Origin of the sequence: Streptomyces sp. YIM 98790, from assembly GCF_011421595.1 — a bacterium.
GTDB lineage: Bacteria > Actinomycetota > Actinomycetes > Streptomycetales > Streptomycetaceae > Streptomyces.
The window spans coordinates 1-22,332 of sequence record NZ_WTLH01000067.1 but is presented as its reverse complement, the minus strand read 5'-3'; the positions used below and the strand labels follow the sequence as shown (position 1 = coordinate 22,332).

22 protein-coding genes are annotated in these 22,332 nt (G+C 73.0%); 11 read left to right on the top strand and 11 right to left on the bottom strand.

Features of this window, described 5'->3' with window-relative positions; all coding sequences use genetic code 11:
* Positions 1-12: 12 nt before the first annotated feature.
* The gene (locus GQS09_RS13680) at positions 13-912 is read right to left on the bottom strand and encodes a menaquinone biosynthesis protein (protein ID WP_313896129.1); all 900 of its coding nucleotides are present in this window, start codon (positions 910-912) and stop codon (positions 13-15) included.
* A 253-nt stretch (positions 913-1,165) separates the two neighbouring features.
* On the opposite strand from GQS09_RS13680, the gene GQS09_RS13675 reads away from it, so the two are divergent.
* Positions 1,166-1,369, top strand: coding sequence for a cold-shock protein (locus GQS09_RS13675; RefSeq protein WP_165986321.1), 204 nt, complete (start codon positions 1,166-1,168; stop codon positions 1,367-1,369).
* 239 nt (positions 1,370-1,608) lie between these two features.
* On the opposite strand, the gene GQS09_RS13670 is transcribed toward GQS09_RS13675, so the two are convergent.
* Positions 1,609-2,049 carry a helix-turn-helix domain-containing protein gene (locus GQS09_RS13670; protein ID WP_165986320.1) on the bottom strand — a complete coding sequence of 147 codons (441 nt, stop codon included), beginning with the start codon at positions 2,047-2,049 and terminating at the stop codon, positions 1,609-1,611.
* Between the two features lie 86 nt (positions 2,050-2,135).
* Between GQS09_RS13670 and GQS09_RS13665 the strand changes: the two genes are divergently transcribed.
* Positions 2,136-2,951: an NmrA family transcriptional regulator gene (locus GQS09_RS13665; RefSeq protein ID WP_165986319.1), complete on the top strand. Its 816-nt coding sequence runs from the start codon at positions 2,136-2,138 to the stop codon at positions 2,949-2,951.
* A 78-nt stretch (positions 2,952-3,029) separates the two neighbouring features.
* On the opposite strand, the gene GQS09_RS13660 is transcribed toward GQS09_RS13665, so the two are convergent.
* Complete coding sequence (locus GQS09_RS13660; protein WP_165986318.1) at positions 3,030-5,009, bottom strand: long-chain fatty acid--CoA ligase; 1,980 nt, start codon at positions 5,007-5,009, stop codon at positions 3,030-3,032.
* 207 nt (positions 5,010-5,216) lie between these two features.
* Between GQS09_RS13660 and dacB the strand changes: the two genes are divergently transcribed.
* Both dacB and GQS09_RS13650 read left to right on the top strand, forming a co-directional pair.
* Complete coding sequence (gene dacB, locus GQS09_RS13655) at positions 5,217-6,953, top strand: D-alanyl-D-alanine carboxypeptidase/D-alanyl-D-alanine-endopeptidase (protein WP_165986317.1); 1,737 nt, start codon at positions 5,217-5,219, stop codon at positions 6,951-6,953.
* Between the two features lie 119 nt (positions 6,954-7,072).
* The gene (locus GQS09_RS13650; RefSeq protein ID WP_165986316.1) at positions 7,073-9,646 is read left to right on the top strand and encodes an endonuclease/exonuclease/phosphatase family protein; all 2,574 of its coding nucleotides are present in this window, start codon (positions 7,073-7,075) and stop codon (positions 9,644-9,646) included.
* A 99-nt stretch (positions 9,647-9,745) separates the two neighbouring features.
* On the opposite strand, the gene GQS09_RS13645 is transcribed toward GQS09_RS13650, so the two are convergent.
* From GQS09_RS13645 to GQS09_RS13625, 5 genes are all read right to left on the bottom strand, one after another.
* Positions 9,746-10,060, bottom strand: a complete 315-nt coding sequence (locus tag GQS09_RS13645; RefSeq protein ID WP_313896128.1) for a DUF4229 domain-containing protein — start codon at positions 10,058-10,060, stop codon at positions 9,746-9,748.
* Positions 10,061-10,169: 109 nt separating this feature from the next.
* The gene (locus GQS09_RS13640) at positions 10,170-10,694 is read right to left on the bottom strand and encodes a GNAT family N-acetyltransferase (protein ID WP_165986315.1); all 525 of its coding nucleotides are present in this window, start codon (positions 10,692-10,694) and stop codon (positions 10,170-10,172) included.
* 82 nt (positions 10,695-10,776) lie between these two features.
* Positions 10,777-11,940: an aminofutalosine synthase MqnE gene (gene mqnE, locus GQS09_RS13635; protein WP_165986314.1), complete on the bottom strand. Its 1,164-nt coding sequence runs from the start codon at positions 11,938-11,940 to the stop codon at positions 10,777-10,779.
* A gap of 45 nt (positions 11,941-11,985) precedes the next feature.
* Entirely contained in the window at positions 11,986-12,447 is a 462-nt protein-coding gene (locus GQS09_RS13630; protein ID WP_165986331.1) for an Lrp/AsnC family transcriptional regulator, read from the bottom strand.
* 145 nt (positions 12,448-12,592) lie between these two features.
* Positions 12,593-13,285: a UbiX family flavin prenyltransferase gene (locus GQS09_RS13625; protein ID WP_313896127.1), complete on the bottom strand. Its 693-nt coding sequence runs from the start codon at positions 13,283-13,285 to the stop codon at positions 12,593-12,595.
* 475 nt (positions 13,286-13,760) lie between these two features.
* Here GQS09_RS13625 and GQS09_RS13620 point away from each other — a divergent pair, with 475 nt between their 5' ends.
* From GQS09_RS13620 to GQS09_RS13610, 3 genes are all read left to right on the top strand, one after another.
* Complete coding sequence (locus GQS09_RS13620) at positions 13,761-14,894, top strand: hypothetical protein (RefSeq protein WP_165986312.1); 1,134 nt, start codon at positions 13,761-13,763, stop codon at positions 14,892-14,894.
* A gap of 123 nt (positions 14,895-15,017) precedes the next feature.
* Entirely contained in the window at positions 15,018-15,698 is a 681-nt protein-coding gene (locus GQS09_RS13615; RefSeq protein WP_165986311.1) for a rhomboid family intramembrane serine protease, read from the top strand.
* A gap of 26 nt (positions 15,699-15,724) precedes the next feature.
* Complete coding sequence (locus tag GQS09_RS13610) at positions 15,725-16,378, top strand: O-methyltransferase (protein WP_165986310.1); 654 nt, start codon at positions 15,725-15,727, stop codon at positions 16,376-16,378.
* Here GQS09_RS13610 and GQS09_RS13605 read toward each other — a convergent pair.
* Entirely contained in the window at positions 16,375-16,890 is a 516-nt protein-coding gene (locus tag GQS09_RS13605) for a hypothetical protein (protein ID WP_313896126.1), read from the bottom strand. The genes GQS09_RS13610 and GQS09_RS13605 overlap by 4 nt on opposite strands.
* 268 nt (positions 16,891-17,158) lie before the next feature.
* A complete protein-coding gene (gene leuE, locus GQS09_RS13600) occupies positions 17,159-17,875 on the bottom strand; it encodes a leucine efflux protein LeuE (RefSeq protein ID WP_165986309.1) in 717 nt (238 codons plus the stop codon).
* A 173-nt stretch (positions 17,876-18,048) separates the two neighbouring features.
* Between leuE and GQS09_RS13595 the strand changes: the two genes are divergently transcribed.
* The gene (locus tag GQS09_RS13595; RefSeq protein WP_313896125.1) at positions 18,049-18,759 is read left to right on the top strand and encodes a pyridoxal 5'-phosphate synthase; all 711 of its coding nucleotides are present in this window, start codon (positions 18,049-18,051) and stop codon (positions 18,757-18,759) included.
* A 201-nt stretch (positions 18,760-18,960) separates the two neighbouring features.
* Positions 18,961-19,722: a DUF72 domain-containing protein gene (locus tag GQS09_RS13590; protein WP_165986308.1), complete on the top strand. Its 762-nt coding sequence runs from the start codon at positions 18,961-18,963 to the stop codon at positions 19,720-19,722.
* On the opposite strand, the gene GQS09_RS13585 is transcribed toward GQS09_RS13590, so the two are convergent.
* Entirely contained in the window at positions 19,673-19,849 is a 177-nt protein-coding gene (locus GQS09_RS13585; protein ID WP_313896124.1) for a DUF397 domain-containing protein, read from the bottom strand. The genes GQS09_RS13590 and GQS09_RS13585 overlap by 50 nt on opposite strands.
* 382 nt (positions 19,850-20,231) lie before the next feature.
* On the opposite strand from GQS09_RS13585, the gene GQS09_RS13580 reads away from it, so the two are divergent.
* Positions 20,232-21,059 carry a hypothetical protein gene (locus GQS09_RS13580; protein ID WP_165986306.1) on the top strand — a complete coding sequence of 276 codons (828 nt, stop codon included), beginning with the start codon at positions 20,232-20,234 and terminating at the stop codon, positions 21,057-21,059.
* A partial coding sequence (locus GQS09_RS13575; RefSeq protein WP_243761396.1) for a hypothetical protein occupies positions 21,049-22,332 on the top strand: 1,284 nt, incomplete at its 3' end. The genes GQS09_RS13580 and GQS09_RS13575, both read left to right, overlap by 11 nt.

Sequence of the window (22,332 nt, the reverse complement as noted above, 5' to 3'; positions counted from 1 at the left end):
GCGCGGGACGTCTCAGGGTGCGGACGGCAGGAGTTCGACGCGCGGCACCTCGGCGGTGTCGCCCCCGCCACCGGCCCCGGCGTTCTCACCGGTACCGCCGTGGGCCGTGATGCCGGCGCGGCGGGCGAACTCGGCGATGCCGGCCAGTTGCCGCTCGCCCAGCCGGAAGTCCAGGGTGGTGAAGTAACGTTCCAGCACCCCGGCCTCGAACGCCTCCCAGCGGGCCGCCTGTTCCGCCACCTTGGCCACCTCGGCCAGCGACAGGTCCCGGGATTCCAGGAACGCCCGGTGCACCTCCCGCACGGTGTCCGGGTACCGGGCCAGATAGTCGCGGCGCACCGCCCAGACCGCGAAGACGAACGGCAGCCCCGTCCACTCCCGCCACATCAGCCCCAGGTCGTGCACGGCCAGCCCCAGCCGGGGCGCATCGTGCAGCGAGGCGCGCAGCGCCGGATCACCGATCAGCACCGCGGCCTCGGCCTCCCGCATCATCTCGCCCAGGTCCGGCGGGCAGGTGTAGTACCGCGGGGAGACCCCGTACCGCTCGGCGAGCAGCAGCCGGGCCAGGCGCACGGAGGTGCGGGAGGTGGAGCCCAGCGCCACGCGCGCCCCGTCCAGACCGGCCAGCGGCACCTGGGAGACGATCACGCAGGACATCACCGGCCCGTCACAGCCCACCGCGATGTCGGGCAGCGCGACCAGCCGGTCGCTGTGCCGCAGGAACTCGACCAGGGTGACCGGCCCGATGTCCAGGTCCCCCCTGACCAGCTGATCGCTGAGCCGTTCCGGGGTGTCCTTGGTCAGCTCCAGGTCCAGCAGGCTGCCGGTGCGCGCCAGACCCCAGTAGAGGGGCAGGCAGTTCAGGAACTGGATGTGCCCGACCCGGGGCCGTGAGGGTGTTTCCGATCGCACCCTTGTGAGGGTACGCCCCGGTTCCCGCCGCCCCGCCCGCCACCCCGGGACACCGGTGGACGCCATGGGACGCGCGGGGCGCGTGGGATGCCGCCCCGGGACCGGACGCCGTGGTAGGGTCGCACCAAGTTGCAGACCGGTTTCCCTTGCAGTACGAGCCTGCGGATCAGCGAACCGCAGGCTTTCGTCGTTTCCAGGGCTGTTCCGAAGGCTCTGGAGCAGGGCGACCCATTAATAGGCCCAGGGAGGGCTTATGGCCACCGGAACCGTCAAGTGGTTCAACGCCGAGAAGGGCTACGGCTTCATCGCCCAGCACGGCGGCGGCCCCGACGTTTTCGTTCACTACACCGCGATCAACGCCAACGGCTTCCGCTCGCTGGAGCAGGACCAGGAGGTGTCTTTCGACATCACCCAGGGTCCGAAGGGGCCGCAGGCGGAAAACGTCTCGGTCAACTGAGCCTGACCGGCAGGCGGAGACGATCCGCCGAGCCGTGATCACGCCGTTTTCCGGACACCTTCGCCCGATTTCCCGCATTACTCCGTTTCTCCGAATCACCTGATTCCCACTTCCCGAGTGCCCGGACTTCCGGGTTCCTCGGATGCCTCCGCTCCGTACCGCTCCGGCCGGAACGAAGGCCACGCCCTCGCCCGCCAGGCGAGGGCTTCCGCTTGTCCGGCCCCCGGAGCACCGCCGGGTCACCGGATGTCGTGATCCGGGTGCTTCCGGTCGTAGTCCCGCCGGGCCTCGGCGATGGCGTCCCGGTGGGCCAGGGACCAGTCGGCGAGTGCCTTGACCAGGTGGGTCAGGCTCGCGCCGGTTTCGGTGAGCCGGTAGTCGACCTGGGCCGGAACCGTGGCGTACACCGTGCGCAGGACGAGCCCGTCGCGCTCCAGCCGCCGCACCGTGAGCGTCAGCATGCGCTGGGAGATGCCGTCGATCGCGCGCTGCAGCTCGCGGAAGCGCCGCGGGCCGCCGGCGAGCTCGACGATGACCAGGACCGACCACTTGTCGCCGACCCGGTCCAGCACGTCCCGGATGCCGCAGTCGGGGTGGTCCCTCCCCCCGCAGGGGCTGAGGTCCGCCGGACCGGGGGTGGCTCCGGTGTGCGGGGTTACTCCGGTGTGCGTGGGTGACATCGAACTGCCTTCTTGTGAGCCGTTGGGAGGCGGGCCAGGATCCGACCGTAGTCACCGAAGAGAACCACGAAGGAGACCGCGCTCCCATGATCCTGGTGACCGGCGCCGGCGGAAACCTCGGCGCCCGCACTCTCGCGGCGCTGCGCGACCGCGGCGCCCACGCGACCGGCGGCAGCCGCACCCCGGACGGAGGAATGCGGCACCTCGATTTCGACGATCCCGCCGGCATCGATCTGACCGGTGTCTCGACCCTCGTGCTCGTCTCCGCCGGCTACGCCGAGGACGATCAGGTGATCCGCCGCCACACCGCCGTGCTCGACGCCGCCGCCCGCGACGGTGTCCGGCACCTCGTCTACACGAGCCTGACCGGCGCCGGCGACCACCTCGGCTTCGCGCTGGCGCACCGGGCGACCGAACGGCTTGTCAGGGACCGCGGCCCGGCGTGGACGATCCTGCGGAACGGCCTGTACGCCGAGCTCTTCGGGGCCCTGCTGCTGTGGGACGGCGACGCCGTGGAGTCCCCGTTCGGCGAGGGCGCGCTCTCCGCCGTGGTCCGTGCCGACCTGGCCGACGCGGCGGCGGCCGTCGCGTCGGAGCCCGAACGGCACGCCGGACGGGTCTACGACCTGGTGGGCACTCCGGTCACGGCGCCCGCCGTGGCCGGGCGGCTGGGCGTGGCGCACCGCACCATCGGACTGGGCGAGTACCGGCGCAGGATGCTCGACGCGCCCGGACTGCTGCCCTTCCAGCCTCCGATGCTGTGCTCCATCGCCACCGGTGTCCGGCACGGCTTCCTGGACAACACCGGTACGGACCTGCGGGACCTGCTCGGCCGCCCCGGGCGCGACCCGCTGGCCGCCGCCGTCGCCGCGGCCGCCGCCGCCCGCCCCGTTCCCCGCTGACCCCCGCTCAACCCGCTCAACCGCTCAACCGCCGTGCCGCGGCGGCACGGCGGCACGGCGGCCGGTCGCCGCGGGGCGCTAGGTTCCGGCGAGGTGTTCCTCGGAGCGGTACATGGCCTCCACCTCGCCGGCGAAGTCCCGCAGGATCGCCGAGCGGCGCAGCTTCAGCGACGGCGTCAGATGGCCCGCCTGCTGGGTGAAGTCGCGAGTCAGCACGGTGAATCCGCGGATCGACTCGGCCGTGGAGACCTGGCTGTTGGCCTCGTTCACCGCCCGCTCGATGTGCCGCAGCAGCTCGGGCGAGCGCACCACCTGCTCCAGCGGATCGTGCCGCCGCCCGGTGGCCAGCCGCCAGTGCGCCAGCCCGTCCGGGTCCAGGGTGATCAGCGCGGTGAGATACGGCCGGTTGTCGCCGACCACCAGGCACTGACTGATCAGCGGATGCGCCCGCAGCCAGTCCTCCAGCGGTGCCGGGGCCACGTTCTTGCCGCCGGAGGTGATGATCAGCTCCTTCTTGCGGCCGGTGAGGGTGAGATAGCCCTCCTCGTCCAGCTCGCCCAGGTCACCGGTGGCCAGCCAGCCGTCCTGGCCCGCCCCGGGCAGCACCCGGCCGTTCCCCCGGTCCCAGTAGCCGGCGAAGAGCGTGTCGCCGCGGACCAGCACCTCGCCGTCGCCCGCGATCCGCACCGCCGTGCCGGGCAGCGGCCACCCCACCGTGCCCAGCCGGGGCCGCTGCGGCGGGGTCACGGTGACCGCGGCCGTGGTCTCGGTCATGCCGTAGCCCTCGTAGACCGAGATGCCCGCGCCCTCGTAGAACGCGGCCAGCCGCCGCCCCAGCGGCGAGCCGCCGCAGATCACATGGCGCACCTTGCCGCCCAGCGCCGCCCGGATGCGCCGGAACACCAGCGGGTCGTAGACCGCCCGCACCGCGCGCAGGCGCAGGCCCGGCCGGGGCAGCCGGGCGGCATCCAGCCGGCGCGGGACCGCCGCGTGCCAGGCGGCCTCCTGGGCGGCGCCGAAGCGGCGGGCCACCCGGGCCGCCCGGTCGAAGGAGGCGGCCCGGCCCATGGACTCGGCCGTGGCCCGCGCGGTGTTGAACACCTTCTCCAGCACATGCGGGATGGCGACCAGGAAGGTGGGACCGAAGCCCGCGAGGTCGGCCAGCAGTTCGTCGGTCTGGATGCTCGGCGCGTGCCCGAGCCGCACCCGGGCCCGCAGGCAGGCGACCGCGGTCATCCGGCCCAGCACATGGGCCAGCGGCAGGAACAGCAGGGTGCCGGCCGGCTCCTTGCTGAGCGAGCGGAACAGCGGATAGAGCAGCTCGATGGCGTTGTCCACCTCGGCGAAGAAATTGCCGTGGGTGACCACACAGCCCCTGGGCATGCCGGTGGTGCCGGAGGTGTAGATCAGGGTCGCGGCGTGGTACGGCGCCAGCAGCGCCCGCCGCTCGGTGACCAGCGCGTCCGGCAGGGTCCGCCCGGCGCTGCTGATCTGCCCCACCGCCCCGCGCTCGCTGCCCGAGATGGCGTTGAGCTGCCACAGGTGCTCCAGACCGGGCAGTTCGCCACGCACCGAGGAGACCGCGCGGGCCTCGGTCACCCCCTCCACCACGCAGGCGCGGGCGCCGCAGTCGCGCAGAATCCACGCGATCTGGCGGGGCGAGGAGGTCGGGTACACGGGGACGGTGACCAGGCCGGCGGCCCAGGCGGCGAAGTCCAGCAGGGTCCACTCGTAGCGGGTGCGGGAGATGATGGCCAGCCGGTCGCCGGGCTCCAGGCCGTGTGCGATCAGCCCGCGTGCCACGTCCAGCACCTCCTCGGCGAACCGGGCGCAGGTGACGTCCTGCCAGACGCCCTCGTGGTCCTTGCGGCCGAGCGCCACCGCGTGCGGGTCCTGCCGGGCGTTGACGAAGGGGATGTCGCCGAGGCTGCCGCTGGTCACGGGCGGGGCGAGCGCGGGCATGGCCGCCTCCAGCACCCGGCCGGTGCGGTGGTCCCGGGTCAGCTCCGGGCGGACGAGCGGGGGAAGCGGTACGGGGCTGCGGTACGGCGGGGACATGGGGTTCCCTCCGGGCGTCGGACGGCGGCTCTTTAACTCGTCAGTAGACTTACCCATCCGTAGGTTGCCCGGATTCCGGCCATATGAACAGCCCGGCGGCACCGTCTTGCCGCGGCCTTTACCGGTCTCTCACGGCACCGCGCGAAGTGGCGGCGATTTTTGCCCCGACCTCCTTGACGCGAAAAATACTTACGTCATCCTCGGCGCATGACGACCACCACTGCTTCCGCCGGCTCCGCGGACCGCGCGGACCCCGCCCGCTCCCGGCACCGCCGTCCCCGCAGCTCCGGCAGTCCCGGCAGTCCCGGCAGTTCCGGCAGGCCCCGCAGGACGCGCGCCTGGTTCACCGTGCCGGCCGCGGCCGGACTGGCCCTCGTCCTCTCCCTCTCCTCACCCGCCGGAGCCGATGCCGAACGCCCCGGCTGGGCCGGCACCATCGACCTGGCACTCGCCGATCCCCGGCTGCACGGCGCCCAGTCGAGCGTGGTGGTCGCCGACGCCGCCACCGGCGAGGTGCTCTACGAACGCAACGGCGAGAACCGGCTGATGCCCGCCTCCAACTCCAAGCTCCCCACCTCGGTCGCGGCGCTGGACATCCTCGGCCCCGGCTACACGTACCCGACCGACGTCCTGGCCACCGGCCGGATCAGCCACGGCAGGCTCCGCGGCGACCTCTATCTGCGCGGCACCGGCGACCCCACCCTGCTCCACGAGGACTACGCCGGTCTCGCCCGGCAACTGGCCGACGCCGGAGTGCGGACGGTCACCGGTGATCTGGTCGCCGACGACACCCGGTTCGACGACGAGCACTTCCACTGGGGCTGGAACGTCGACGACGAGCAGTACTACTACGGCGCCCCGGTCTCCGCGCTGACCGTGGCGCCCGACACGGACTACGACGCGGGCACGGTGATCGTCACCGTCACCCCCGGCGAGCAGCCCGGCGACCGCCCCGAGGTCTCCGTCTGGCCCGACTCCGGCTTCCTGACCGTCCGCAACACCGCCGCCACCGTGGCCGGTTCCTCGGCCACCCCGTCCATCACCCGGGTGCACGGCCAGGACGTCCTGGTGGTGGACGGCTCCATCGGCGCCGACCGTTCCCCGGTGCGGGTCTGGCGGGCGGTGCACGATCCCACCGGGCACGCCGCCGCGGTCTTCGCCACGGCGCTGGCCGAGCACGGCATCACGGTGCGCGGCGGCACCCGCCTCGGCGAGGCGGCACCGGCCGGTGCCCGGGTGCTGGCCTCGCACGAATCCATGACCGTCGGCGAACTGATGAACCCGTTCATGAAGCTCTCCAACAACGGCCACGCCGAAGTGCTGATCAAGACCATCGGCTGGGAGACCTCCGGCGAGGGAAGCTGGTCGGCGGGCATCGCCGCCGCCCGGACGTCGGTCGCGGGCTTCGGCATGGACCCGGACACCTATGTTCTGGCCGACGGCTCCGGGCTGACCCGGCGCAACTGGATTCCCTCGGCCGAACTGGCCGATCTGCTGATCGCCGTGCGCGACGAGGAGTGGTTTCCCGGCTGGTACGCGCAGCTCCCGGTGGCCTGCGAGCCCGGCCGCCTGACCGGCGGCACCCTGCGCTCCCGGATGTGCGGCACCCCGGCCGAGAAGAACGCCCACGCCAAGACCGGCACGCTCACCGGGGCCACCGCGCTCTCCGGCTACGTCACCGACGCCGACGGCCGTGAGCTGGTCTTCTCCGTGGTGCTCAACTACTACCTGGGGGCCGCGCCCAAGGACATCGAGGACCGGATCGTCACCGCCCTGGCCGCCCACGGCGCCGCCGGCACGGACGGCACGGACGGCGCCGAACCGGCCGCGGAGCAGCCGCGCTCCACCGCCACCGCTCCGGCGGAGCCGGGCGCGCAGCAGCCGCGGCCGGGTACCGAGCACGACGCGGCCGACGCCAAACCGGCCGACCCGACCCTCCGCTGACCATCCCCGTCCGGGCGGCCGGTGGCCGGGGCCGGCGTTCCCGCCATTCGGCCGCCCGATACCCAGTTTTCATGTCCACGTCCTTGCCAACGCCTTCTCTACGCGCGTAGCTTCAACCGATGCTCCCGTGGCACCCGAAGGAGAAGCAGACCGTGCCGCACAAGACCCCGCCCAGCCCGCGGAGTTCCGGACGCCCCCGGCAGTCCCGGCGACTCCGCCTCGGCCTCGTCACCTCCGGCGTCGCCGCCTCCCTGGTCCTCACCCCGCTCCCGCTCGCACTCGCCGCCCCCTCCGCCGACGTCATGCTCGGCGAGGTCTACGGGGGCGGCGGCAACTCCGGTGCCACCCTGACCCGCGACTTCATCGAACTGGCCAACGCCGGCGGCTCGGCCGTGCCGCTGGACGGCTGGAGCGTGCAGTACCTGCCCGGCTCCCCCAGCTCCGCTTCGCGGTGGCAGGTCACCGCGCTGGACGGCTCCATAGCCCCCGGCGGCCGGTACCTGGTCTCCGAGAACGCGGGCAGCGGCGGCACCGTCGAGCTCCCCGCCCCGGACGCCGCCGGCTCCATCTCCATGTCCGCCACCAGCGGCACCGTCGCCCTGGTCAGCTCCACCGAGGCGCTGACCTGCCGCACCGCGGCCGACTGCGCCGCCGACGACCGGATCGTGGACCTGGTCGGCTACGGCAGCGCGGTGGTCCGGGAGGGCGGCGGCCCGGCCGCCGGAGCGGGCAACACCTCCTCGGTGGCGCGCCCGGGCACCCCGCCGGCCGACACCGACGACAACGCGGCCGACTTCACCTCCGGCACCCCCACCCCCGTCAACTCCGCGGGCCAGACCCCCGGCGACGGCGGCGGGGAGGAGCCGCCCACCGAGCCCGGCGACACCCGCATCCGCGACATCCAGGGCGCCACCCGGATCTCCCCGCTGTCCGGCGGCACCGTGACCGCCGTGCCCGGCGTGGTCACCGCGGTGTCCGCCGCCGGCTCCCGCGGCTTCTGGATGCAGGACCCGGAACCGGACGCCGACCCGGCCACCAGCGAGGGCGTGTTCGTCTACACCGGCTCCGAGGCGCCCGCGGTCTCGGCCGGTGACGGGGTCCTGGTGAGCGGCCGGGTCACCGAATACTTCCCGGCCTCGGGCACCCAGTCCCTCACCGAGATCACCCGCCCCGAGGTCACCGTGGTCTCCTCCGGCAACGCCCTGCCCGAGCCGGTGACCCTGGACGCCGCGACCGTGCCCGGCCTGTACGCGCCGGACGCCGCGGGCGGCCCCACCGACGACCTCAAGCTGGAGCCCGGCAGCTACGCCCTCGATCTCTACGAGTCGCTGGAGGGCATGCTGGTCTCCTTCAGCGATGTGCGGACCGTCAGCCGCACCACCGACTACGACGAGCTGTGGATCACCGTCAAGCCCGAGGAGAACCCCTCGGCCCGCGGCGGCACCCGCTACGGCTCCTACGACTCGCCCAACACCGGGCGGCTGAAGGTGATGTCGCTGGCCGGTGAGCTGCCGACCGTCGACGTGGGCGACACCCTGGCCGGCACCACCACCGGCGCCATGGACTACAGCCGGTACGGCGGCTACACCGTGCAGGCCACCGCGCTGGGCGAGAGGACCCCGGGCGGCCTGGCCAAGGAGACCACCCGCGCCCAGACCAAGAAGGAACTGGCCGTCGCCACCTACAACGTGGAGAACCTCTCCGCCGCCGACAGCGACGAGAAGTTCGCCGAGCTGGCCGCCGGCATCGTGCAGCACCTCGCCTCGCCGGACATCGTGGCCCTGGAGGAGATCCAGGACAACACCGGCCCCGCCGGTGACGGCACGGTGGCCGCCGACCAGACGATGGCCCGGTTCACCGCCGCCATCGAGGCCGCCGGCGGCCCGTCCTACGAGTGGCGCTCCATCGACCCGGTGGACGGCGCCGACGGCGGCCAGCCCGGCGGCAACATCCGGCTGGTCTTCCTCTTCAACCCGGAGCGGGTCTCCTTCACCGACCGTCCCGGCGGGGACGCCACCACCGCGGTCGAGGCCGTGCAGACCGAGGACGGGGCCCGGCTCTCCGTCTCACCGGGCCGTATCAGCCCGGAGAGCACCGCCTGGGAGAACAGCCGCAAGCCGCTGGCCGGCGAGTTCGTCTTCCGCGGCAAGACCTACTTCGTGATCGCCAACCACTTCGCGTCCAAGGGCGGCGACCAGCCGCTGCACGGCCGCAACCAGCCGCCGGCCCGCACCTCCGAGACGCAGCGCCACCAGCAGGCCGCCGAGGTGAACGCCTTCGTCAAGGACCTGCTGGCCGCCGACCCCAAGGCCCGGGTGATCGCGCTGGGCGACTTCAACGACTTCGAGTTCTCCGCCACCATGGACCTGCTCACCGACGGCGGAGTGCTGGAGAACCTGCTGTTCACGCTGCCCGCGGAGGAGCGCTACACCTACGTCTTCGACGGCAACTCGCAGACCCTGGACCACATCCTGGTCAGCCCGGCCATCGGCGGCACCGACTACGACGTGGTGCACATCAACGCCGAGTTCGCCGACCAGGCCAGCGACCACGACCCGCAGGTCGTCCGGATCGACACCAAGGGCCACGGCAAGGGCCACGGCAAGGGCGACGGCGGGCCGGACCGGCCGCGGCACCCGCTGCACGCCCTGGCCGCCTGGCTCCACCACCTGCTCACCCTGCTCCGCCGCTGAGCCGAGGCCCGGCCGGACCGGGCCCGGCAGCACACCGCGAGGCCCCCGGCAGCCGTCCCGTCGACGGCTGCCGGGGGCCTCGCCCGTGTGGTGCGGTGCTCAGCCGGCGGCGCGGCGGGCGGCCTCGTCGGCCTCGTCCTCCATGGACTGGTTGGCGCGCAGATTCCGCCGGGCGCGCTGGTAGCCGTCGGCGATCTGCTCGGACATGGCGTCCCGCTGGCCGCGCAGCAGGATGAAGCTGAGCGGCGCGGAGATCACCAGCGCCAGCAGCGGAATCCACAGCGCGTTGGAGCTGCCCACCCCGGACGGCACCACGCCGGCGAGGGCGAGCAGATGGACGACGACCAGGCAGCCGAGGAAGACGCCCAGCCGCATCAGCGTGTAGCGCAGCGTCGGGTTCTTGACGGTGATCACGGCGGCGGCTCCTTGCGGTCCTGGGAGGGGCGGCGCTTTCCCGTGGCGTCTCGTCGCGCCCCGCCCTCCAGTGAAGCATGCCGCCTTCCCGGCTTTTCGGGCACCCCTGTCAGGAGAAGGGCAGCCACATGATGACGTCGTCGCGCAGGTCGCCGTCGGCGACCCTGATGGCGTCCGGCACGCGGCCGACCTCCTTGTAGCCGCAGGACTCGTAGAAGCGCTCCAGGCCCATGCCGCCGCGCGCGGTCAGCCGTATGCCCCGGATGCCGTCGATGGAGCGGGCCGCCGTCTCGGCCGCCTTCATCAGTTCCCGGCCGGTGCCCCGGCCCTGGCGGGAGGGGTGCACCATCACGCGGTAGAGCCACAGCCAGTGCCGCATCAGGTCGTGGGTGTTGAGCACCAGGAAGGCCAGCGCGGCCGGGCGGTCGTTCTCGTCGAAGCCGACCAGCGGGGTGGTGGTGCCCTGTGCCATGCCGCGCAGGTGCGCGGCGAGCAGCCCGCGCACGTCCTCGGTGGTCACCGGGGGGACCAGGCCGACGGCCCCGCCCGCGTTGGTGACGTCCGCCCACAGGCGCAGCAGCGCCTCCTCCAGCGCCGGGGTGATCTCGGGCCCCAGCACATACCGCATACCCATGCAGAGAACTGTACGATTACTCATCTCCGGGCCGCCACCGCTTTCCGCCCACCGGACAGCACGGCCGGCGGGCGGCCCCGGATCAGAGCCGCATCGGCTGCGGCGTCTCGCGGCGCGCCGGCTCCGGACCGTCGTACTCGCGCACCACCTCGTAGCGGGTGTTGCGCTCCACCGGGCGGAAGCCCGCGTCCCGGATGAGCTCCAGCAGATCGTCCCTGGTGAGCTTGTCCGGGGTGCCGAAGTTGTCCGCGTCGTGGGTGATCTTGTACTCGACGACCGAGCCGTCCATGTCGTCCGCGCCGTGCTGGAGGGCGAGCTGCGCGGTCTGCACCCCGTGCATCACCCAGAAGACCTTCACGTGCGGCACGTTGTCGAACAGCAGCCGGGAGACCGCGAAGGTCTTCAGCGCCTCCGCCCCGGTGGCCATGGTGGTCCGGGCCTGGAGCCGGTTGCGGATCTTGCCGTCCTTCATGTCCACGAAGTCGTGCTGGTAGCGCAGCGGGATGAAGACCTGGAAACCGCCGGTCTCGTCCTGGAGCCCGCGCAGCCGCAGCACATGATCGACCCGGTGGCGGGGCTCCTCGATGTGCCCGTAGAGCATGGTGCACGGCGTCTTCAGGCCCTTGGCGTGGGCCAGACGGTGGATGCGGGACCAGTCCTCCCAGTGGGTGCGGTGGTCCACGATGTGCTGCCGCACCTCCCAGTCGAAGATCTCGGCGCCGCCGCCGGTCAGCGACTCCAGCCCGGCGTCGATCAGCTCGTCCAGGATCTCGTCGGCCGGCAGCCCCGAGATGGTCTCGAAGTGGTGGATCTCGGTGGCGGTGAACGCCTTCAGCTGGACGTGCGGCAGCGCCTCCTTCAGCGCGCGCAGCGACCGGGGGTAGTAGCGCCAGGGCAGGGTGGGGTGCAGGCCGTTGACGATGTGCAGCTCGGTGAGGTTCTCCCCCTCCATGGACTTCGCCAGCCGCACCGCCTCCTCGATGCGCATGGTGTACGCGTCCTTCTCGCCCGGCTTGCGCTGGAACGAGCAGTAGGCGCACGAGGCCGTGCACACATTGGTCATGTTGAGGTGGCGGTTGACGTTGAAGTAGACGACATCGCCGTTCTTCCGGGTGCGCACCTCGTGCGCCAGGCCGCCCAGCCACGCCAGGTCGTCGCACTCGTAGAGGGCGATCCCGTCCTCGCGGGTCAGCCGCTCACCGGCACGGACCTTCTCCTCCAGCTCGCGCCTGAGCCCGGTGTCCATGCGTCGCGCCTCCTTCGTTCGGTGCTCCCGCCGAGCCTACGTTGCTCAGCGTCCCGGGAGTTCGGGGAGGTCCCCGACCCGGTTCTCCCATTTGGTGGACAGCACGATGGTGGTGCGGGTCCGGGAGACGCCCTTGGTGCCGGAGAGCCGGCGGATGATCTTCTCCAGCCCGTCCACGTCCGCCGCCCGCACCTTGAGCATGTAGGAGTCGTCGCCGGCGATGAACCAGCAGTCCTCGATCTCGTGCAGCTCCTTGAGCCGCTCGGCCAGCTCCTGGTGGTCGGTGGCGTCGGAGAGCTGGAGCCCGACCAGCGCGGTGACCCCGAGGCCCAGCGCGGCGGCGTCCACGGTCGCCCGGTAGCCGGTGATCACCCCGGCCGCCTCCAGACGGTTGATGCGGTCGGTGACGCTGGGCCCGGACAGGCCCACCAGCCGGCCCAGCTCCGCGTAGGACGCCCGTCCGTTCTCGCGGAGCGCCTGGATGAGCTGCCTGTCCACCGCGTCCATGGTCGCCAAGCCTTCCACCGTTCCCTCAAGGCCCTGCGGTGCGGGCCGTCCCGCCGCGCGGCGCCCCGGTTCCCGGGCCGGGCCTGGAAACACGGTGCCGCACGCTGCCGTACCAGAAGAATCTAAGGCATACGGGCCCCGCGGCTTACGACTGGCTGGCCCTTCCACCGGTTTCGTCGGTCCGGGCCCCGCCCAGGGCGCCCGCCCAGCGGCGGTAGAGCCGGTGCGGGACCCCGGCCGCGTCCAGCACCCGGCCGGCCACGAAATCCACCAGGTCCTGGATGTGGCCGGCGCCGGCGTAGAAGGCGGGCGAGGCGGGCAGCACCACCGCCCCGGCCTCGTCCAGGGCCACCAGGTGGCGCAGCGTCTGCCCGTTCAGCGGGGTCTCCCGGACCGCCACCACCAGCGGGCGGCGCTCCTTGAGCGTCACGCTCGCGGCGCGCTGCAGCAGGTCCTTGGACAGGCCCAGCGCCACCCCCGCCACGCACGCCGTGGAGGCCGGCACGATCAGCATGCCCTTGGCCGGATACGACCCGGACGAGGGACCCGCCGCCAGGTCGCCCGCCGGCCAGTGGCGCACCCCGGAGATGTCGGGGGCGAAGGTGCCGGGCGTGCCGTCCGCGCCGCGCGCCAGCCATTCCCGCAGGTCGCTTTCCCAGTGCGCGTCCCGGAAGGAGACGCCGGTCTCGTCCAGCAGGGTCAGCCGGGATGCCCGGCTGACCACCAGATCGACCGCCTCCCCGGCGTCCAGCAGTGCGCGCAGCACCGCCGCCGCATACGGGGTGCCCGACGCGCCCGACACCCCGACCAGCCAGGGCCTCCGCCCTCGTTCGCTCACACCGCCGAGCCTAGAACACGGCTCGCTAACGGATGGCTCACCGGTCGGTGACGCCCCGGCCGCGCGTGGCGTGTGCCATACGCCATGCTTACCAGGGTGGGGCAAGACTGGAACCGGGCACCCCTGTTCCCGCATCCGACGGACAGGGGCTCCGCCGGCCCCGCTCCGGGCGGCCCCGGCCGCGCGGCGGAACCGGCCGCACCCGGCGACGGCACGGACGGCACGGACGACGCAGACGACACGGACGGAACAGACAACAGCAGACGGACGGACACGGAACCGGCGGGCGGCAGACGGTGCCGCCGCCCGCCGCCGAGGGCCGGAACCGGCCGCGGCCAGGACCGGTACGGCCCCCCGGGCGTGTCCACGGACCGGGAGTGAAACGATCAGTACCCTCCGCAGGCGGACGACCGCCCTCGCCGGCGGCGCCGCGCTCGTCACCGCGCTGCTGGCGGCCACCGCCGGCTGCCAGGTCGTGGAGACGGCCCAGGCCGGCGCGCAGGCCGACGACGCCCTCGACCGGCTGATGTCCCGCGAGGCCGTCACGGTGGACGTCGCGTTCGGCGCCACCGTCGACGAGGTGTACGACTACCTCCGGCACTCCGCCGATGCCACCGGCGGCCCGGCCCCCACCCGGCGCGAGGCCGAGGTGCTGGCCTCCCTGGAGTTCACCGCCGTGGTCGGGGACCCGGACCAGGACAGCCGGATGCGCGACCTCCACGAGGGCGACCCGCTGGACATAGCGCTGTCGGTGGGCTTCGGCGGCAACGACGCCATCGGCCTGAAGCGGATCGGCGAGCAGACCTTCATCCGGATCGGCGCCGACACCGTGGTGCAGGACGCACTGCACGGCAAGCCGGAGGACGTGAGCCGGGCGATGCGGTTCATGCAGCACGCCGGGAGCCTGCCCGAGTCCCTGGAGAACGCCGCCCGGGCGCTCACCGGCGCCTGGGTGGTCGTGGACCCCTTCCGCTACCCGGAGTACGCCGAGGCCATAGAGGCGGGCATCACCGGGGCCGGCCAGGAGGCCGAGCAGGCGGCCGAGGAGACCGGCGGCCTCGGGCACGCCGGGAACGTGGCCAAGGCCCTCTCCGGGGCCGACCCGCTGCTCCGCCCCGAGGCGCAGTGGGACTTCGTGACCCGCCTGGACGACTCGGTGCGGACCGCCGGCACCCGGCTGCGCTCGCTGGGCAAGGAGGGCGGCACCGAGCGGATGGAACTGACCCTCCCGGCCGGGCGGGCCCAGGAGGCGCTGGGCCCGCTGGCCGGCCTGCTGCGCCAGCAGGCCGACCGGTTCGGCATGCCGCGCCTGGTGCAGGACCCGGCCGACCCGGACACCCCGGTGACCGCCGTGCTGACGCTGCGCAACGGTGTGCTGTCGGAGATCGGATTCGACCTCGCGCAGTTCGGCGGGCCGGACTTCCCGCCGCTGCCCCTGGAGATCGGGCTCAACAGCGGCTCCGCCATCTCGCTGGGACCGCCCCGGGAGAACGCCGAGATGCTCAACCCCGAGGACCTGACCGTGGCCCTGCTCTACCTGGCGCTGCGCGAGGAGCAGCGGGAGCAGGACCCGAACCGCGGCAACCTGCCCGGACCCGTCCAGCCCTGACACGCTGCCCGGAGCGCCGGCGGAACGGAGACACTGAAGAGACGGTTCGGCAGACAGTGCTCGGCGGACACCGCCCGGGAGAAACGGCACACCACTCGCGCAGACACCAGGGGGCGTCGGAGAATGTACGGCACACGCGCATCGCGCGGGCAGCGCGGACCACGAGGACCACGAGGACAGCGCGCGATCGCCGCCGCCGCCCTGATGGGCACCTGGCTGGTGGTGATGTGGGTGCTGGCACTGGCCGACGGCTCCCGTCCGGTCTGTCTGACCGGGCCGGTACCCGACGAGCCGCTGGTGTGCGAGTACGGCATCGAGCCGCGGGACACCGGCGAGCTGCTGGACATCTACCCGGCCGCCTTCCTGCACTTCGGCTACGACCACCTGATGGCCAACACGCTGCCGCTGCTGATCTTCGGATTCCTGGCGGCGCTGCGCGGCATCGGCCGGTTCCTGGCCGTCTGCCTGCTGATCATCACCGTCTCCGGGTTCGGGGTGTGGCTGACCGCCGCACCGGACTCCATCACCGCCGGCGCCTCCGGGGTGGTCTTCGGCCTCTTCGGCTATCTGCTGGTCCGCGGCTTCGTGGAGCGCAGTGCCATGGACATCACCGTGGGCATCGTGATCTTCCTGCTCTACGGCTCCCTGCTGTGGGGCGTGCTGCCCGTCGACAGCGGCGTCTCCTGGCAGGGCCACCTGTTCGGCCTGGCCGGCGGTGTCCTCGCCGCCTTCTGGTTCCGCCGCAACCCGCCCCCGCCGGCCGCCCCGCCGCGCGGCTACTCGCCCTACAACCGCCCGTTCTGACCGGCCCGGCACGTAGAGTCGGGCGCATGGAGATCGTGAATCCCGCGCTGCACGAGTACCTGGTCGCGCACGCGTCCCCGGGGGCGGACGAGGTGCTGCGCGATCTGGCCGAGGAGACCCATCGCAGCCTGCCGCCGGAGCTGTCCGGCATGCAGATCTCGCACGACGAGGGTGCGCTGCTGAGCCTGCTGGTGAAGCTGGCCGGCGCCCGGACCGCGGTGGAGGTGGGCACCTTCACCGGCTACTCGGCGCTGTGCATCGCCCGCGCGCTGCCCGCGGACGGCAGGCTCATCGCATGCGACGTGAGCGAGGAGTGGACCGCGGTGGCCCGCCGCTACTGGCAGCGGGCCGGGGTCGCCGACCGGATCGACCTGCGGATCGCCCCGGCGGTGGAGACCCTGCGGGCGCTGCCGCGCGAGGAGTTCGTCGACTTCGCCTTCATCGACGCCGACAAGACCGGCTACCCGGACTACTACGAGGAGCTGGTCACCCGGCTGCGGCCGGGCGGTGTCATCGCTCTGGACAACGTGCTGCGCGAGGGCCGGGTCGTGGATCCGGCCGCGCAGGATGCGGGCACCGTGGCGATGCGGCGGGTCAATGACACCGTGGCCGCGGACAAGCGGGTGGACTCGGTGATGCTCTCGGTCCGGGACGGCGTCACCGTGGTGCGCAAGCGCTAGCCCCGCGGCGACCCGGCACCGCCCGCACCGCCGCCGCCGTCCTCATCACGGCCCTCGTCGCGGTCCTCGTCGCGGTCCTCGTCACCGTCCGCACCGCCCCCGGCCTCCGGAAGGGTGCCGGGCTCGCGGTCGGTGAGGTCCTCGGCCCAGATCTGGGACAGCGGCTGCGGACCGACGTACTGCTGGCAGTTGCAGGTGCCCCGCTCGAAGCCCAGCGGGCGGTGCTGGGCGTCCCAGCCGGTCGGCACCCGCACGATCTCGTGGCAGTGCCCCTGCCGGTCGTGCTTGGCCAGATGGTGGCCGCAGCCGCAGACCGGCTCCGGCTGCGCCGAGGCCGCCTCCAGCCGCTCCAGCCGCCGCTCCTCGGCCCGCAGCAGTTCCATCTGCTGCTCGTGCCGCTGGCGCCGGCCGGCGCGCACCGCTTCGGCCAGCCACGCACCGCCGCCCCCGAACAGCACCACGATCGTCAGAACCCCGAACCACGCCCAGACGGCCATTGCCACCACAGCCACCTCCCTGCCGTGCGGCCTCTCCTTCCGACCCTACGCCCGGCCGCCACGGCACCGGAGTCCCCGGACTCGGCGCTCCGTCCCGCCCGGCGTTCTCCGTTCTGCGGCAGGGAGGTGTCCACGCCTGCGGCGCCGGCCAGAGCGGCCGCCCGCGCGGCACGGGGGTACGGCTCCGGACAGGCATGGTGATGCTCCCTCGCTCCTGGGTCGGACGATGCCGTCCGGGCAACCGCACGAGGGCGCTCGTCACGGCCGCCCGGCCAGGGTCCGGCTAGGCCGCGCTGGAGAGCGAGAGCTTGACGGCGAAGCCGAGGAACGCGCCGCCGGCCGCGGCCGAGGCCCCGGCCTGGAGCCGGCGCCGCCTGCGGAAGGCCGCGGCCAGCCGGGCACCGGTGAAGATGAGGAGCGAGAGGTAGGTGAGGCTGAACAGCTGCACCCACAGCGCCAGCGCCACGAAGGACAGCGCCGGGTACGGATACGCCGGGTCCACGAACTGCACGAAGAAGGAGACGAAGAACAGGATCGCCTTGGGGTTGAGCAGGCTGGCCACCAGCGCCCGCCGGTAGGGGCGCTCCCGTTCGGCCCCGCCGCCGGTCAGCGGCGAGGAGGCCGCCCGCCCGCCGTCCGCACCGACCGCCCCGGCGGCCCCGGCCGCCCCGGCGGTCTCCGCCCGGACGGCGTGGCGCCGCCGCCACAGCGCCCACGCCCCGCGCAGCATGCCGACCGCCAGCCAGGTCAGATAACCGGCGCCCAGCAGTTTGAGCACCGAGAAGGCCAGCGGGCTGGCCTGCAGCAGCGAGGCGACGCCGCCCGCCGACAGCGCCATCAGCACGGCGTCGCCGCAGAAGACACCGGCGGTGGCCTGGTAGCCGGCCCGCACTCCGCGCCGGGCCGCCACGGACAGCACATAGAGCGAGTTCGGCCCGGGCAGCAGGATGATCAGCGCCAGCCCGATCAGATAGGTCGAGAGATCGGTAATCCCCAGCATGCCGAGAAGCCTGCCACAGCTCCCGGTAAGCAGTGCAGGGCGTTGTGGCTCCTGGACAACGGTCCGCCCACCGTACTCGGCTGCCGCACCGGCCTGCCGTTTCCGCGTGCCGGGGCAGCCGCCCGTTACGGTGAGCGGACCACCCCATGCCGGTTCGTCGAAAGGCCGATCCCGTGGCGACTCCGTCCGAACCGCCGCCCCCCGGCGTGCCCGCTCCGGGCCTGGTGGCCGAGCTGCTGCGCGCCAGTCCGCCGATGATCCGCGAGCTGCCCACGTTCGATCCCGACCATGTGCCGCACCGGCCCGGGCCGCTGTTCGCCGAGTGGCTGGCCGTCGCCGTGGAGACCGGGGTGCTGGACCCGCACGCGGTGACACTCTCCACGGTGGAGGCGGACGGACAGCCGGACGCCCGGGTGCTGATCCTGCGCGGCGTGGACGAGGAACGTTGCGGCTGGGTCTTCGCCGCCGACGCGAACACCCCGAAGGGCCGCCAGCTCGCGGCCGTGCCGGCCGCCGCGCTCAGCGTCTACTGGCCGCTGCTGGGCAGGCAGGTACGGGTGCGGGGCACGGTCGAGCCGGCTCCGGCCGAGATGTCGGCCGCCGAGTTCCGCAGCCGCTCCCGGGCCACCCGGATCGCCGGCCTGGTCGGCGGCGAGAGCCGGCCGATGGGGTCGATGGCCGAGTACGACGCGGCCGTGACCGAGGCGGCCCGGCGGCTGGACGCCGACCCGGATCTCGTCGCCCCCGGCCACACGGTGTACACGCTGTGGGCGCGGGAGGTCGAATTCTGGCAGGGCCACCCCAGCCGGCGGCATGTGCGGCTGCTCTACAGCCGGCCCGATCCGGCCGGCGACGCCTGGAGCCGCACCCTTCTCTGGCCCTGAGCCTCTGGCCGCGAACTTCGCGGACCGGGGTCGCCGGCGTCGCGGGGGCGGTGTCCCGGGCCGGCCTGCCACGGCGGCACGGCGCTGCCTCGGCCATGACGCCGTAGACCTCCCCTTCCACGTCCTTCCGACACCCCGGCCCGCGCCTGCCGCCGCGCCGACGCGCGCCGGAACGGCAGCCCGTCCTAGCCTGGAAGGGCCATGACCCTGCTCGCCGGCACATCCGGATGGCAGTACGCCGACTGGCGCGGCGTGCTGTATCCGCCGGACATGCCGCAGCGGCTGTGGCTGCAGACCTACGCGGGCCGCTTCCCCACGGTGGAGTGCAACAACGCCTTCTACCGGCTGCCCACGCCGGAGACCTTCGCGGCCTGGCACGACCGCACCCCGCCGGGTTTCGTGATGTCCGTCAAGGCCAGCCGCTTTCTCACCCACATCAAGCGGCTGCGCGATCCGGAGGAGCCGGTCCGGCGCCTGCTGACCCACGCCGCCGCGCTGGGCACGCGGCTCGGCCCGGTGCTCCTCCAGCTCCCGCCCACGCTGCGCGCCGATCCGCCCGCCCTGGACCGCTGCCTTGCCTGTTTCCCGCCCGGCGTGCGGGTCGCCGTCGAGCCCCGCCACCCGTCCTGGTGGACACCGGCCGTCCGGGCCGTGCTGGAGCACCGGGGGGCCGCGCTGTGCTGGGCCGACATCCGGGCCCGCCCCGCGACCCCGCTGTGGCGCACGGCCGACTGGGGCTACGTCCGTTTCCACGAGGGCCGGGCCGATCCGTGGCCCCGCTACGGCCACCGGTCCCTGGCCACCTGGGCCACCCGCATCCGGGCGACCTGGCCGGGCTCGGGCGACGTGTACGTCTACTTCAACAACGACCCCGGGGGCGCGGCCGTCCGGAACGCGCTGACCTTCGCCCGCCTCAGCGGCGCACCGCTGCCAGCAGGGCGGCCAGCCTGGCCGCGTCCGTGACCAGGACGGGCAGCGGCAGCTCGCTCTCCCGCAGATAGAGACGCCCGTCGTCCGAAGCCACCTCTATGCACGACTGCGGTACGTCTCCGCTGCTGAAGCTCGACTTCTGCCAGGTCAACTCGGACACGGCTGTCGCCTCTCGATTCATGGAGAAACAGGTCCCGCTGGGCACACCCAGCACACGGGACACAACAACACGCCACCACTCCAGCTAAAACCAGACGCATTCCGGCCGAGATCGCTACCTCCGCGCTCACATCCGCTCACACGCAGTCCCACAGGCTGCCGCCGGGGCACTTCGGAGCACGCTCAGTGACCGACATCTCGTTCCGGGCGACCGAAGCGCGACGAGGCACGGAGCGCACCGCCCGGCGCCTGCGCAGATGCGCCGGGCGCACGTCGTTCCGCTGTTCGGACAATCGGGACAGCACCGGCTACGACCGCCAGCCGATGGCTATAACGTCGTGTGAGGAGGTAATAGACTCAGTGCGGTTGAGGGGGCGCTGATCATGAGCTACGGCGACGACTTCGGAGACACGGGCGCCCGCACCGTCCCCTCCCAGACCCGTACCCGCTTGCCGGAAGATCCCGGCACCGGTTCCCGCCGCGCTCCCGCCTCCCCCGGCCGCAGCCTGTTCACCATCATCGCCGTCTTCGTCATCCTCATCGCCGCGATCGTTTACGCGAACCTCGGCGGAGGTGACGACGGGTCGGGTGACGGGGCGGCGGATTCCGGCGGCAACCGGGCCCAGCCCACCGCGCCCACCGGCGAGGAGCCGGTGCGGTCCGGCGCCGGCGGCATTCCCACCGGCCACCCGCAGACCGAGCAGGGTGCGCAGAGCGCCGCCGCCAACTATGCCGTGGCCCTCGGCGGTGACGGCATGTTCGCCCCCGGCACCCGCCGCGCCATTGTGGCCACCGTCTACGAACCTTCCGTCGTCCCCAGCCTCAATGAAGAGCTCGACGCGGCATACTCGGAAGAGTCCCTGGCCCGGCTCGGCCTGGACGCCGAGGGCAATCCACCGGACGGCATGACGTTCGTGTCACGCACCCTGCCCGTCGGCACCTCCGTCCTCACGTTCACCGGAACCAGCGCCACGGTCGACGTCTGGTACACCGCGCTCATCGGCATGGCCGGTGAGAGCGCCCGGAACCCGGTGCGCACCACCTGGAAGACCTGGACCTTCGAACTGGTCTGGTCGGACGGTGACTGGAAGATCGTGGAAGACAGCCAGGCGGACGGCCCCGCGCCGATTCCGGGCGACAACCGCGCGTCCACCGCCGAGGAGATCGCGGAAGCCGTGCAGGAGTTCGGAGGGTTCACCTATGCGCGCTAGTCCCCGGTCGCGCCCGCTCGCCCGGCCGCTGCCGCCGTCCCCGGCCCGGCCGTTCGCCCGGCGCCTCGCCCGTCACCTCGCCCGTCACCTCGCCCGGCTCGGTGTGCTGCTGGCCGGTCTCCTCACCGCCGGACTGGCCTTCCCGCTGCGCGCCCTCGCCGACGAGCACCAGGAGAACGACGAAGGCGACACCGGCGGCAGCGGCGGCAGCGGCGAGGAGACCCCGGGGGATGCGGAGAACCCGGAGTGCGAGGGGCTGCACGGGCCCGCCTTCGACCTCTGCGCCGGCGAGGAGGGCGGCGGCATCACCACCCCCGGGCTGGACTCCTCCCTCGACCCGCTCCAGTCGCTGGCCCGCGGCTGCGCGGACGCCGCCGCCTGGATCGTGGACCAGCTCTCCGAGGCCGTGTCCACGACCACCGAGGTGGACTTCACCAACCCCGCCTTCCTGCGCCAGTACGCCGTGGTGTTCGCCGCCGCGACCGTGCTGACCCTCACCCTCTGGCTGCTGGCCGTGGTCAAGCGCGCCATCCGGGGCGTGCCGCTGACCACCGCCCTCACCGAGGCGGTCGGCTTCCTCTGGCTGACCGTGATGGCCTCCGCCTTCACCCCGCTCATCCTCTACATGGTGGTGGCCGCCACCGACGGCGTGACCGAGGCCATCGCCGCAGGCACCGGCAACAACTCCGACGCCTTCTTCGGACAGTTCTCCGCCGCGCTGGAGAGCGACCAGGACATCGGCGGCGGGCCCATCATGCTGATCGTGGTGGCGCTGGTGTCCATCCTGGCCGCGGGCGTGCTGTGGCTGGAGCTGGTGATCCGGGCCGCCCTGCTCTACGTGGGGGCGCTGCTCGGCACCGCGGTGTACGCCGGCCTGGTCGACAAGAATCTCTGGCAGCATGTGCGCCGCTGGGCCGGGATCATGATCGCGGTGATCCTGGTCAAGCCGGTGATCGTGATCGTGCTGGGTCTGGCCTCGGCGCTGTCCACCACGGAGGGCCCCTCCGCGTTCTCCGCGATCCTGTCCGGGCTGTCCATCATCCTGCTGGCCATCTTCGCCTCCGCCATGATCTACCGCTTCGTGCCCGGCTTCGGGGACGAGATCATCAACCACCGCGCCATGCGCCGGGACACCGCCAACCGGGCCGCCGGGGCGGCCATCGCCACGCCCGCCACGGTGCTGCGGCAGGGCATCGGCACGCACGGCGCCCGGGGCGGTGCTGCGGCCGGAGGCGCGGCGGCCGGTGCCGGTGCCGGTGCCGGAGGTGCGGGC

Coding starts and splice junctions, on each gene's coding strand:
- GQS09_RS13675 (WP_165986321.1), top strand. CDS start 1,166: ATGGCCACCGGAACCGTCAAGTGGTTCAACGCCGAGAAGGGCTACGGC.
- GQS09_RS13670 (WP_165986320.1), bottom strand. CDS start 2,049: ATGTCACCCACGCACACCGGAGTAACCCCGCACACCGGAGCCACCCCC.
- GQS09_RS13665 (WP_165986319.1), top strand. CDS start 2,136: ATGATCCTGGTGACCGGCGCCGGCGGAAACCTCGGCGCCCGCACTCTC.
- GQS09_RS13660 (WP_165986318.1), bottom strand. CDS start 5,009: ATGTCCCCGCCGTACCGCAGCCCCGTACCGCTTCCCCCGCTCGTCCGC.
- dacB (WP_165986317.1), top strand. CDS start 5,217: ATGACGACCACCACTGCTTCCGCCGGCTCCGCGGACCGCGCGGACCCC.
- GQS09_RS13650 (WP_165986316.1), top strand. CDS start 7,073: ATGCTCCCGTGGCACCCGAAGGAGAAGCAGACCGTGCCGCACAAGACC.
- GQS09_RS13640 (WP_165986315.1), bottom strand. CDS start 10,694: ATGGGTATGCGGTATGTGCTGGGGCCCGAGATCACCCCGGCGCTGGAG.
- mqnE (WP_165986314.1), bottom strand. CDS start 11,940: ATGGACACCGGGCTCAGGCGCGAGCTGGAGGAGAAGGTCCGTGCCGGT.
- GQS09_RS13630 (WP_165986331.1), bottom strand. CDS start 12,447: ATGGACGCGGTGGACAGGCAGCTCATCCAGGCGCTCCGCGAGAACGGA.
- GQS09_RS13615 (WP_165986311.1), top strand. CDS start 15,018: ATGTACGGCACACGCGCATCGCGCGGGCAGCGCGGACCACGAGGACCA.
- GQS09_RS13610 (WP_165986310.1), top strand. CDS start 15,725: ATGGAGATCGTGAATCCCGCGCTGCACGAGTACCTGGTCGCGCACGCG.
- leuE (WP_165986309.1), bottom strand. CDS start 17,875: ATGCTGGGGATTACCGATCTCTCGACCTATCTGATCGGGCTGGCGCTG.
- GQS09_RS13590 (WP_165986308.1), top strand. CDS start 18,961: ATGACCCTGCTCGCCGGCACATCCGGATGGCAGTACGCCGACTGGCGC.
- GQS09_RS13580 (WP_165986306.1), top strand. CDS start 20,232: ATGAGCTACGGCGACGACTTCGGAGACACGGGCGCCCGCACCGTCCCC.